The sequence below is a fragment of the Mycobacterium botniense genome (assembly GCF_010723305.1).
GTDB lineage: Bacteria > Actinomycetota > Actinomycetes > Mycobacteriales > Mycobacteriaceae > Mycobacterium > Mycobacterium botniense.
Genome location: NZ_BLKW01000002.1, coordinates 457,119 through 469,760 on the forward strand (window position 1 = coordinate 457,119; position 12,642 = coordinate 469,760).

The window sequence follows — 12,642 nt, forward strand, 5'->3', positions numbered from 1 at the left end:
AATAAGCCGGCCGGCTTCGCTCACGCGGGCGCTCCGTGACGCCCCGCACCGGCCGCGAACCGCCCGGCACCGGCCATCGCCTCGTCCGCGACCCGGGAAATGCTGGCGAACTCGGCGTCGAGCGCCTCAGCTTCCGGCAGCCCCCACTGGTGCAGCGCCGACAGCCGATCCGATCGCATGCACTGCTGCGGCAGCGCGGCCAGCTGAGCTGCCAGCTCCTCGGCTGCCCGGCGGGCTTGACCCTTGGGCACGACGCGGTTGGCCAAGCCCATCATGAGCGCTTCGTCGGCTTTCACCGCGCGGCCGGTGAGGATCATATCCATCGCCCGGCTGTGCCCGATCAGCCGCGGCAGCCGAACGGTGCCGCCGTCGATGAGCGGCACTCCCCACCGCCGGCAGAATACCCCGAAGACCGCGTCCTCTTCGGCCACCCGCAGATCGCACCACAGCGCCAGCTCCAGGCCACCGGCCACCGCGTAACCACTGACCGCCGCGATGACCGGTTTGGACAGCACCATCCGCGTCGGGCCCATCGGCCCGGGCCCGGTGCGGTGCACGGCGTTGGCCTCCGGGGTGCCGAAAGCTTTCAAATCAGCTCCGGCGCAAAAGCTGCCACCCGCACCCCATAAAACCGCCACCGACGCGGTGTCGTCGCGGTCGAACTGGTCGAACGCCGCGTACAGCGCAGCAGCCGTTGGACCGTTGACGGCGTTACGCGCTTCCGGCCGATTGAGGATCACCGTCGTCACCGGCCCATGACGTTCGACACGCACCGGGTCACTCATGTCGCCTCCACTAGTTGGGTTCGGTTGCGCCGTGCGATCAGTTCGGCGGCGAAATCGTGGTACGCGCTGCGCAATTGCCCGCCCGGCCAGTCGGCAGGCAGGAGCTCCGCCGGCAGCATCGGGTCGGTCAGCAAATGGCGCACTATCGCCGCTGCCACGACAAATCGTGCGCGGGTGTCCGACGCGCTGCCCATCTCCTGAAGTAAACGCCGCCCCGCGCGCGCCCACTTCGGCAGGTCCCACAGCTGTGCGGCTAACTCGGCAGGTGCTGCATCACGGGCCTTCAACACCCGCACCTGAGCACGAATACCGGGCTCGAGGTCGACATCGATATTGTCGGGCCGCAGCCACACCCCTTCACGCAGTTCAGCGAAACGCTTGCTGTGCAGGCTTGTTCGCAACGCAGCACGGGTGCGTGCGTCAGCGCCCACGCTGGTGACGACCAGGGTGATCCAGTAACCGCGCCACGGCCGCACCCTCATGCTTATCGCCTCGTCTTGACGACGCTGACGGGCCAGCAGCCGGTCCGAGAGCCGATAGCCATCGGCTGAGCGGACCAGGTCGCCGGCGCTGACCATCCGGGTGAGCGCGACCCGCAAAGTGGTCTCTTTGATACCGAAATCCTCAGTCAACCTGATTAGTTCACTTGCGCTGGCCCAGGCAGGGTGCGCACCGAGCAGCACAGAAAGCACCACCGACCGAGCGGTCATGCGCGCCAACGTCTTTGGCACCGTCTACACCTGCGACGTTTGCCGGCCGTAGTCGCCGAACGGCTCGTCGCGGTGGCGCACCGCTTCCCGGAAACCGTGCTGAACCGCATCGGCGACGAAAGCGTGCCCCTCGGGGGTGTGGCGAGCGATACCGTCGAACACAGTGCCGACCATTCTGCTCGTCGCAACGCCTTGTTGCAGCAGAGCCGAATTCAGCGCAAGCTTGACCATGATCAGCTGGTTGACCGGGATAGCGGCGATGCGGGCCACCAGCCGCTCGGTGCGCTCGTCGAGGTCTTCCGGCGCCGGCGCCTCAACCGCCAAGCCCCACTCGGCGGCCTGAGCGCCGGTGATGCAATCTCCAGTCAGCAGAAGGCGTTTGGCTCGCTGGTCACCCAGCCGGTGCGCCCACAAGCCCGCTGCCGGCACGCCCCATACCCGCGTCGGTGGGTAGCCGATCTTGGCGTCGGCGGCAGCGATCACCTGATCGGCGTGCAGCGCAATATCGGTGCCGCCGGCCACACAGTAGCCGTGGATCTTGACGACCGTCGGCTTGTCGGCGTACATGAGGCTGGAAAAACCGCGCACGAAACGGCTCATCATCTGGTAGTCGATCATCGGATCCCACGGCTGATCCGGCCGGTGGTTGAGGGCCTGGGTTTTCCCGTCGAGCACGGTGCCCCGATACGAGCTCCCGCCACCGGCCGACGACGACCCCTCGGCATAGGCGCTCAGATCGAACCCGGCACAAAATCCCTCGCCGCGGCCGGACACCAGGATCACGTGCACGTTGGGGTCGAGGTCTGCACGCTCGACGAGAGCAGCGAGCTCCACCGGTGTGTCGGCGACGATCGCGTTACCTTTTTCGGGCCTGTTGAAGGTGATCCGCGCAACCCGGTCGGTGACCTCATAGGTCATCGTCTTGAGGTTGTCGAAGTCGACTGGTCTGATCGCGTGGGTCATCCCTTCACCAGCGCTCGCTCGAGGATAGGCGCAAGATCCAGCCCCGTCGGCAGGGTGCCGAACGCCCCGCCCCACTGCCGGCCGAGCCGGGTGGCCAAAAACGCCTCCGCGACGGCGGGGTGCCCGTGGCGCACCAGCAGCGAACCCTGCAGCGCCAGGCAAATACCCTCGGCCACCGTGCGGGCACGGTACTGGATGGTCTCAGAGTCGCCGAGCTGGCGCTTGAGGTCTTCGACATGGGCGTCCAGCCGGGGATCCTGACCCGCGGTGGTGCCCAGCTCCGAAAACAGCACGTCGACACATTCGGGCCGAGTTGCCATGGCGCGCAAGGTGTCCAGCGCACTGACATTGCCGGAACCCTCCCAGATGCCCATAAGCGGGGCTTCCCGGTACAGCCGCGGCATCCCGGAGTCCTCGACATAACCGTTGCCGCCCAGGCATTCCAGCGCCTCAGCCGCGTGTGGAGTGGAACGCTTGCACACCCAGTACTTGCTGGCAGCCAGCCCGATACGGCGCAGCAGCGCCTCGGTGTGGTCACCTCGCACCGCGTTATCGGTTGCGCCGGCCATCCGCATCGCCACCATGGTGGCGGCCTCGGCTTCCACAGCCAGGTCCGCCAGAACGTTGCGCATCAACGGCTGGTCGATCAGATAGGCGCCGAACGCTTTGCGGTGTTGGGCGTGGTGGATGGCGTGTGTCAGACCGGTCCGCATGCTGGTGGCACTGGCCAGTGTGCAGTCCAGCCGCGTCAAGTTGACCATCTCGATGATGGTGGGCACACCGCGGCCCTCCTCCCCGACCAGCCACGCGATGGCACCGTCATATTCGACCTCGGCAGATGCGTTGGCGTGGTTGCCCAGTTTGTTCTTCAGCCGCTGCAAAAACATCCGGTTGCGGGTGCCGTCCGGCAGCACCCGGGGCAATAAGAAGCACGACAGACCGCCGGCCGCCTGGGCGAGCACCAGGAAGATGTCGCACATCGGCGCGGAAGTGAACCACTTGTGCCCGGTCAGGCGGTAGCTGCCGTCACCGTTGCGGGTCGCCTGGGTCGTGTTGGCCCGCACGTCGGATCCGCCCTGTTTTTCGGTCATCGACATGCCCGCCGTCACTCCGGCTTTGGCGGTGGGGATCTTCAGCTCGGGGTCATAGGCGCGGCTTGTCAGCAGTGGCTCGTAAACCTGCGCCAGTTCCGGGTTGAAACGCAGCGCCGGAACGACGGCGTAAGTCATCGAGATGGGGCACATGTGGCCGGGCTCGACGGTCCACACCGACGTTTTGGCTGCCCGGACTACATGCGCGCCCGGCCGGTCGTCGGCCCACGGGGCGGCGTGCAGGCCGTGGGAGATGGCCGTGCGCATCAGCTCGTGATACGCCGGATCATATTCCACTTCGTCGATGCGATGCCCGTACCGATCGTGGGTGTGCAAGATCGGCCGGTTGCGGTCGGCGAGCTCACCCCACCGTTGGGCTTGTGCCGTCCCGGACAACGCCCCCAGCTCGGTCACCTCGTCCACGCCCCACTGTCCGCCCTCGCGGACCAGCGCCTCGAGCAGAACCGGTGATGACGCCGGATTGTAGTTCTCCAGCGGCGGAACCTGGTTGGTGACGATATGGGTATCTGGCATTGGTTCAGTGTTACATTTTGTCGACAACTGCACAAGACATGTAATAACGGGCGGGCGCCGTCGACGCGGCACGCCCGGTCTCAGGCGCGGCGGGCGCCGCGTCGCTAACCGGCCAGGTGTGCGCGCAGGAAAGCGATATCGTCCCTGCGGCCCGCGTCCGGGGTTTCGCAGACGACCGGCGCGCCGGCCGCTTTGATGACGCTGATCAGCACCTCCGGGTCGATTTGGCCGGCGCCGATGTTGGCGTGGCGGTCCGCGCCCGAGCCCGCTGCGTCTCTGGAGTCGTTGCAATGCACCAAATCGATTCGGCCCGTGATCGACTTGATGCGATCGACGGCGGCGACCAGCGACTCGCCGGCCGCCCAGGTGTGGCAGGTGTCAAGACAAAAGCCGATACCGGTATCGCCGATGTGGTCCCACAGCCGCGCGATGGTGTCGAAGTGGCGGGCCATCGCGTGCTCCCCGCCGGCGGTGTTCTCCAGATACACCGGGACGTCGGTCTCGAGGCGCTCCATCGCCTTGCGCCACCGCTCACAACCGGCCTGAATGTCATCGTCATCGGCGTGGCCGCCGTGCACGATCACGGCGGTGGCCGCGATCTCGGCGGCCGCGTCGCAGGTGTCCTGCAGCATCTTGCGGGAGGGAATGCGCACGCGGTTGTTCGCGGAGGCGACGTTGATCAGATACGGCGCATGGACATACAGCGGCACCGGGGATTTCCGCAGCTGCTCGGCATCATCGCGCGGTGTGGGCTTCTTCCAGCTCTGCGGGTTGCCGAGGAAGATCTGCACGATATCGGCGCCCTCGGACTGGGCCGCAGCCAGCGGATGCTGCGGGCTGACGTGCGAACCGATCAGCACCATCCCCAGTGTAGTGAGCGCGCCTCAGCCAGCACCAGGCGGCGACGTATCACCGGCAGCCGCCAAAGCCCCCCATTTCGGCGCGGCAGGGGGCTTCGGCGGTTTCCGTGCGGTTCGCGGCAGTCTACCGGTAATCCGAGTAGCCGTAGTCGTCCAGCGGCACCGCAGCCCCGGTGGCCTGCCCGAAATCGGGGCTGTAGTACTGGTCCTCGTACGACGGGATCGTGTAGGCAGCCGCGCGCGCCTCCTCGGTGGGCTGCACCTGGATGTTGCGGTAGCGGGAAATCCCGGTCCCGGCCGGGATCAGCTTGCCGATGATCACGTTCTCCTTCAGACCGTTGAGCCGGTCGCTGCGACGGTTGATCGCCGCATCGGTCAGCACGCGGGTGGTCTCCTGGAACGACGCCGCGCTCAGCCACGAGTCGGTGGCGAGGCTCGCCTTGGTGATCCCCATCAGCACGGGGCGACCGGCGGCAGGCTCGCCGCCTTCGGCCACCACCCGGCGGTTTTCGGCCTCGAATTCCGCGCGATCGATCAGCGAGCCGGGCAAGAACTCGGTTGAGCCCGAATCGATGACGGTCACACGCCGCAGCATCTGCCGCACGATCACCTCGATGTGCTTGTCGTGGATCGACACACCCTGCGCCCGGTAGACCTCCTGAACCTCCCGGACCAGGTGAACCTGCACCTCGCGGGGACCCTGTACCCGGAGCACCTCGTGCGGATCAGCGGAGCCTTCCAGCAGCTGCTGGCCGACCTCGACGTGGTCGCCGTCGGCGAGTACCCGCTCGGTGCCGTCCTCATGCTTGAACACCCGCAGCCGCTGACGCTTGGAGAGCTTGTCGTAGACCACCTCGTCGCCGCCATCGTCGGGGACGATGGTGATCTTGTAGAACTTGTCGCCCTCCTCGAGCCGTATCCGGCCGCTCACCTCGGCGATCGGTGCCTTACCCCGGGGCACCCGGGCCTCGAACAGCTCCTGGACCCGCGGCAGACCGCCGGTGATGTCCTCACCGACACCGCCCTGGTGGAATGTCCGCATCGTCAGCTGTGTCCCGGGCTCGCCGATGGACTGGGCCGCGACGATACCGACGGCTTCGCCGATGTCGACCAGTTTGCCGGTCGCCATCGACCGTCCGTAACAGGTCGCGCAGACCCCCATCCCGGTCGCACAGGTCAGCACCGACCGCACCTTCACCTGGGTGATGCCGGCCGCCAGCAACGCCTCGATCTCGGGGTCACCCAGATCCCGGCCGCGCTCGACGATGACGTTGCCGTCCTTGTCGACCGCGTCGGTGCCCAACGTGCGCGCATAGGCCGAGGTCTCGATATAGGGATCGCGAATCAAGGTGCCGTCGGGCTGACGTTCTGCCAAGTCCACGACGATGCCGCGCTCGGTGCCGCAGTCACCCTCGCGCACAATGACGTCCTGCGACACGTCGACCAGGCGCCGGGTCAGATAACCTGAGTCGGCGGTTCGCAAAGCGGTGTCCGCCAGACCCTTCCGGGCGCCGTGGGTGTTGATGAAGTACTCCAGCACCGTCAGGCCCTCGCGGAACGACGATTTGATCGGCCGCGGAATGAACTCCCCCTTCGGGTTGGTCACCAGCCCCTTCATCCCGGCCAGTGTGCGGGTCTGGGTGAAGTTCCCGGTGGCACCCGAATCGACGATCATGATGATCGGATTGTCGTCCGGGTAGTGCTCCCGCAGCCGCTGACCGACTTCGTCGGTGGCCTCTTTCCAGATCTCCACGAGTGCCTCGTTGCGCTCGTCACGGTTCAACGCACCACGCTGGAACTGTTTTTCCACCTTGTCGGCCCGCTCCTCGTACGCGTCGAGGATCTCCTGCTTGCCCGGCGCCACCAGTACGTCGGCCATCGACACGGTCACACCGCTTCGGGTGGCCCAGTAAAAACCGGCGTCCTTGAGCTTGTCGACGGTCTGAGCCACCACGATCATCGGGTAGCGCTCCGCGAGGTCGTTGATGATGGTGGCCTGCACCTTTTTGTGCATCTGCTCGTTGACGAAGGGGTATCCCACGGGCAGCAGTTCGTTGAACATCACCCGGCCCAGCGTGGTTTCTGCCATCCAGGGATCTCCTGGGCGCCAACCATTTTCGCCGAAGAGCTCCGCCTCGACTTCCGGTGGCGGACGCAGCTGGGTCAGCCGTACCTTGATCTTGGCCCGCACGCTCAAAGCACCACGGTCCATCGCCATGATGGCCTCCGCAGGCGAGCTGTAGACACCGCGTTCCGGCGAATCCTTGGTGGCAGGCTGATATTCACCGATATCGCCGGGCACTTCGGTGGTCAGGTAGTACAGCCCGGTCACCATGTCCAGCCGCGGCATGGCCAGCGGCCGTCCCGACGCCGGCGAGAGGATGTTGTTGGAGGACAGCATCAAGATGCGGGCCTCGGCCTGCGCTTCCGCGGACAGCGGCAGGTGCACGGCCATCTGGTCCCCGTCGAAGTCGGCGTTGAACGCCTCACACACCAACGGGTGCAGCTGAATCGCCTTGCCCTCGATCAGCATTGGCTCGAAGGCCTGGATACCCAGCCGGTGCAAGGTGGGTGCCCGGTTCAGCAGCACCGGGTGCTCGGCGATGACCTCCTCGAGCACGTCCCACACCTGCGGACGCTGACGCTCCACCATTCGCTTGGCGCTCTTGATGTTCTGCGCGTGGTTGAGGTCAACCAGCCGCTTCATCACAAACGGCTTGAACAGCTCCAACGCCATCAGCTTGGGCAGACCGCACTGGTGCAGTTTGAGCTGCGGACCGACCACGATCACCGAACGCCCCGAGTAGTCGACACGCTTACCGAGCAGGTTCTGGCGGAACCGGCCCTGCTTGCCTTTGAGCAGATCCGACAGCGACTTCAGGGGACGGTTGCCCGGCCCGGTGACCGGGCGGCCGCGGCGGCCGTTGTCGAACAGCGCGTCCACCGATTCCTGCAGCATGCGCTTCTCGTTGTTGACGATGATCTCCGGTGCACCGAGGTCGATCAGTCGCTTGAGCCGGTTGTTGCGGTTGATCACCCGCCGGTACAGGTCGTTGAGGTCACTGGTGGCGAACCGGCCACCGTCGAGCTGCACCATCGGGCGCAGCTCCGGCGGGATCACCGGCACCGCGTCGAGCACCATGCCCATCGGCGAGTTGCCCGACTGCTGGAACGCCGCCACCACCTTGAGCCGCTTGAGCGCGCGAAGCTTCTTTTGCCCCTTGCCGTTTCGGATGACCTCACGCAGCGCTTCAGCTTCGGCGTCGATGTCGAAGTTCTCGATGAGCTTCTGGATCGCCTCCGCACCCATCGCCCCGGTGAAGTACTCCCCGTAACGGTCGACCAGCTCGCGGTACAGGTTCTCGTCGACGATCAGCTGCTTGGGCGCCAGCTTGGTGAAGGTGCTCCAGATTTCCTCCAGCCGGTCCAGCTCGCGCTGGGCCCGGTCGCGGATCTGGCGCATCTCGCGCTCCCCGCCGTCACGCACCTTGCGCTTGGCGTCGGCTTTGGCACCCTCCGCTTCCAGCTGGGCCAGGTCGGCCTCCAGCTTCTGGGCGCGGGCCTCCAGATCGGCATCGCGCTGGTCTTCAATGGCCTTGCGCTCCACGGCCATCTCAGCTTCCAGCGTCGACAGCTCGTTATGCCGCAGTTCTTCGTCGACATCGGTGATGACGTAAGCGGCAAAGTAGATGATCTTCTCCAGGTCCTTGGGCGCCAGGTCCAGCAAATACCCCAGCCGGCTCGGCACGCCCTTGAAGTACCAGATGTGGGTGACCGGGGCGGCCAGCTCAATGTGGCCCATCCGCTCGCGGCGCACCTTGGCGCGGGTCACCTCCACACCGCAACGCTCACAGATGATGCCCTTGAACCGCACCCGCTTGTACTTGCCGCAGTAGCACTCCCAGTCGCGAGTCGGTCCGAAGATCTTCTCGCAGAACAGGCCGTCTTTCTCCGGCTTCAGCGTGCGGTAGTTGATGGTCTCCGGCTTTTTGACCTCGCCGTAGGACCACTGCCGGATATCGTCGGCGGTGGCCAGGCCGATGCGGAGTTCATCGAAGAAGTTGACGTCGAGCACGTAACTTCCTTTCCCCATGCGGGTTGAGTGACTAGCGGTTATAGCTCTTCTTCGGTTTTGCGGACTGTTGCGTTAGCACGCACGAAAGTCAGGCGAGGTCCTCGACGGACGCGGATTCGTTGCGCGACAAATTGATTCCCAAGTTGGCTGCAGCCCGCTCCAGGTCGTCGTCTTCACCCTCGCGCAGCTCGATAGCCGCGCCGTCTTTGGCGAGCACCTCCACGTTCAGGCACAGCGACTGCAGTTCCTTGAGCAGCACCTTGAACGACTCGGGGATACCCGGTTCGGGGATGTTTTCGCCCTTGACGATCGCCTCGTAGACCTTGACCCGCCCGACGGTGTCGTCGGATTTGATGGTCAACAGCTCCTGCAGCGTGTAGGCGGCGCCGTAGGCCTGCATGGCCCAGCACTCCATCTCACCGAACCGCTGACCACCGAATTGCGCCTTACCACCGAGCGGCTGCTGGGTGATCATCGAGTACGGGCCGGTGGAGCGGGCGTGGATCTTGTCGTCCACCAGGTGGTGCAGCTTCATGATGTACATGTAGCCGACGGTCACCGGGTAGGGGAACGGTTCCCCGGAGCGGCCGTCGTAGAGCACCGCCTTGCCGTCACCGTCGACCAGCACCTCGCCGTCGCGGTTGGGCAGCGTGGCCGACAGCAGACCCTGCAGCTCCTCCTCCCGCGCGCCATCGAACACCGGTGTGGCCACGATCGTGTTCGGCTCGGCCTCCAGCAGCTCCTCGGGCATCTTGGACGCCCAGTCCGGCACCCCCTTGGAGGTGTCGATCTTCCAGCCGCTGTGCGCGCACCAGCCCAGATGGGTTTCCAGGATCTGGCCGATGTTCATCCGGCGCGGCACCCCATGGGTGTTGAGGATGATGTCCACCGGGGTGCCGTCCGGCAGGAACGGCATATCCTCGACGGGCAGAATCTTGCCGATCACGCCCTTGTTGCCGTGCCGGCCGGCCAGTTTGTCGCCGTCGGAGATCTTACGTTTCTGGGCCACGTACACGCGGACCAGTTCGTTGACGCCGGCCGGCAGTTCGTCGTCCTCGTCGCGGGAGAACACCCGGATGCCGATCACCTTGCCGGATTCGCCGTGCGGCACCTTCAGCGAGGTGTCCCGGACTTCGCGGGCCTTCTCGCCGAAGATCGCCCGCAGCAGCCGCTCCTCGGGGGTCAGCTCGGTCTCCCCCTTCGGGGTCACCTTGCCGACCAGGATGTCGCCGTCGCGAACCTCGGCGCCGATGCGCACGATACCGCGCTCGTCGAGGTCGGCCAGCGCCTCGTCGGAGACGTTGGGGATATCGCGGGTGATCTCCTCCGCGCCCAGTTTGGTGTCGCGGGCGTCGATCTCGTGTTCCTCGATGTGGATCGAGGTGAGGATGTCCTCCTCGACGAGCCGGTTGGAGATGATGATCGCGTCCTCGTAGTTGTGGCCTTCCCACGGCATGATCGCCACCAGCAGGTTCTTGCCCAGGGCCATCTCGCCGTGGTCGGTGCACGGGCCGTCGGCGATCACCTGACCGGCCTCCACCCGGTCACCGGCGTCGACGATCGGACGCTGGTTGGCGCAGGTGCCGTGGTTGGTGCGGGCGAACTTGCGCATCCGGTACGTGTGCCGGGTGCCGTTATCGGTCATCACCGTGATGTAGTCGGCGGACACTTCTTCGACGACACCGCTCTCGTCGGCGACGACGACGTCGCCGGCGTCGATCGCGGCGCGCAACTCCATCCCGGTGCCCACCAGGGGCCGCTCGCTGCGCACCAGCGGAACGGCCTGGCGCTGCATGTTGGCCCCCATCAGGGCGCGGTTGGCGTCGTCATGCTCCAAGAACGGGATCATGGCGGTGGCCACCGACACCATCTGGCGCGGCGAGACGTCCATGTAATCCACCTCGGAGGAGGACACGTACTCGACCTCGCCGCCCTTGCGGCGCACCAGTACCCGGGCCTCGGTGAACCGGCCGTCATCGTCGAGCGGGGAGTTGGCCTGCGCGACGACGTGGCGGTCTTCCTCGTCGGCGGTCAGGTATTCGATCTGGTCGGTCACCACACCGTCGACCACCTTGCGGTACGGGGTTTCGATGAACCCAAACGGGTTGACCCGGGCGTACACCGACAGCGAGCCGATCAGACCGATGTTGGGTCCCTCGGGGGTCTCGATCGGGCACATCCGCCCGTAGTGGCTCGAGTGCACGTCGCGGACCTCCAGCCCGGCGCGTTCCCGGGACAGGCCGCCCGGGCCCAGCGCCGAGAGCCGCCGCTTGTGGGTGAGCCCCGACAGCGGGTTGTTCTGGTCCATGAACTGGGAGAGCTGGCTGGTGCCGAAGAACTCCTTGATCGCGGCGACCACCGGGCGGATGTTGATCAGCGTCTGCGGGGTGATCGCCTCGACATCCTGGGTGGTCATCCGCTCGCGCACCACCCGCTCCATCCGGGACATGCCCACCCGGATCTGGTTTTGGATCAACTCGCCGACCGTGCGCAGCCGACGGTTGCCGAAATGGTCGATATCGTCGGTTTCCACCAGCACCTCGACACCGCCGGGGACGGTCATCGTGGGATGTCCCTCATGCAGCCGCACCAGGTATTCGATGGTGGCGACGATATCCTCTTCGGTCAGGGTCACGGTGGTGAGCGCAACGTCCAGGCCGAGTTTCTTGTTGACCTTGTAGCGGCCGACCCGGGCCAGGTCGTAGCGCTTGTCCTTGAAGAACAGATTCTCCAGCAGCGTCTGGGCGGACTCTTTGGTCGGCGGTTCGCCGGGGCGCAGCTTGCGGTAGATGTCCAGCAACGCGTCGTCGGTGCCGGCGGTGTTGTCCTTGTCCAGCGTGGACATCATGATCTCGGAAAAACCGAACCGCTCGGTGATCTGCTGGCCGGTCCAGCCCAGCGCCTTGAGCAGCACAGTGACCGGCTGGCGGCGTTTGCGGTCGATGCGCACCCCGACGGTGTCACGTTTGTCGACGTCGAATTCCAGCCAGGCACCGCGGCTCGGGATCACCTTGACCGAGTGCAGCGTCTTGTCCGTGGACTTGTCGATGGTCTCGTCGAAGTACACCCCGGGTGAGCGCACCAGCTGGCTGACCACCACCCGCTCGGTCCCGTTGATGATGAACGTGCCTTTTTCGGTCATCATCGGGAAGTCGCCCATGAACACCGTCTGGCTCTTGATCTCGCCGGTGTTGTTGTTGATGAACTCGGCGGTGACGAACAGCGGGGCCGCATACGTCATGTCCTTGTCTTTGCACTCGTCGATGGGGGCTTTGACCTCATCAAACCGAGGATCGGAAAAAGACAGTGACATCGACCCGGAAAAGTCCTCGATCGGCGACAGCTCGGCGAGGACTTCCTCGAGCCCGCTGAGCGGCTGGGCCTCACCGCGGGCGAGCGCGGCCTCGCGCCAGCGCGGCGCGCCGATCAGCCAGTCGAAGGAGTCGAGTTGCACATCAAGCAGCCCCGGAACTTCGAGGGGTTCGCGAAGCTTGGCGAAGGAAATACGGTTAGGCGCTCCGGGGACGGAGTTGTAGGACGACGTGTGAGGGTTGGTCTTGGTCTGGCGGGTAACTGCCAAGATGCATCCTTCCAGCACCGGGTGCGACTACCGGTCCGGCGCAC

7 protein-coding genes are annotated in these 12,642 nt (G+C 65.7%); all 7 read right to left on the reverse strand.

All coding sequences use genetic code 11. The features are described from left to right. Positions 1–20: 20 nt before the first annotated feature. Positions 21–785 carry a crotonase/enoyl-CoA hydratase family protein gene (locus G6N08_RS02435; RefSeq protein ID WP_163753895.1) on the reverse strand — a complete coding sequence of 255 codons (765 nt, stop codon included), beginning with the start codon at positions 783–785 and terminating at the stop codon, positions 21–23. After that, the gene (locus G6N08_RS02440; RefSeq protein WP_163756562.1) at positions 782–1,504 is read right to left on the reverse strand and encodes a PaaX family transcriptional regulator C-terminal domain-containing protein; all 723 of its coding nucleotides are present in this window, start codon (positions 1,502–1,504) and stop codon (positions 782–784) included. Before G6N08_RS02440 ends, G6N08_RS02435 begins: the two co-directional genes overlap by 4 nt. Before the next feature lie 15 nt (positions 1,505–1,519). After that, on the reverse strand, positions 1,520–2,458 hold the full coding sequence (locus tag G6N08_RS02445; protein ID WP_163753896.1) for a crotonase/enoyl-CoA hydratase family protein: 939 nt from the start codon (positions 2,456–2,458) through the stop codon (positions 1,520–1,522). After that, on the reverse strand, positions 2,455–4,083 hold the full coding sequence (locus G6N08_RS02450) for an acyl-CoA dehydrogenase family protein (RefSeq protein WP_163753897.1): 1,629 nt from the start codon (positions 4,081–4,083) through the stop codon (positions 2,455–2,457). The genes G6N08_RS02445 and G6N08_RS02450 overlap by 4 nt, the downstream gene beginning before the upstream one ends. 104 nt (positions 4,084–4,187) lie before the next feature. Beyond that, complete coding sequence (locus tag G6N08_RS02455; protein WP_163753898.1) at positions 4,188–4,943, reverse strand: deoxyribonuclease IV; 756 nt, start codon at positions 4,941–4,943, stop codon at positions 4,188–4,190. Positions 4,944–5,067: 124 nt separating this feature from the next. Further along, complete coding sequence (locus G6N08_RS02460) at positions 5,068–9,018, reverse strand: DNA-directed RNA polymerase subunit beta' (protein ID WP_163756564.1); 3,951 nt, start codon at positions 9,016–9,018, stop codon at positions 5,068–5,070. An 88-nt stretch (positions 9,019–9,106) separates the two neighbouring features. Then, the gene (gene rpoB, locus G6N08_RS02465) at positions 9,107–12,598 is read right to left on the reverse strand and encodes a DNA-directed RNA polymerase subunit beta (protein WP_371868943.1); all 3,492 of its coding nucleotides are present in this window, start codon (positions 12,596–12,598) and stop codon (positions 9,107–9,109) included. Positions 12,599–12,642 lie beyond the last annotated feature (44 nt).

Bases quoted from the DNA above. Each gene is read 5' to 3' on its own strand.
- G6N08_RS02435 (WP_163753895.1), bottom strand. From the start codon at position 785: ATGAGTGACCCGGTGCGTGTCGAACGTCATGGGCCGGTGACGACGGTG.
- G6N08_RS02445 (WP_163753896.1), bottom strand. From the start codon at position 2,458: ATGACCCACGCGATCAGACCAGTCGACTTCGACAACCTCAAGACGATG.
- G6N08_RS02450 (WP_163753897.1), bottom strand. From the start codon at position 4,083: ATGCCAGATACCCATATCGTCACCAACCAGGTTCCGCCGCTGGAGAAC.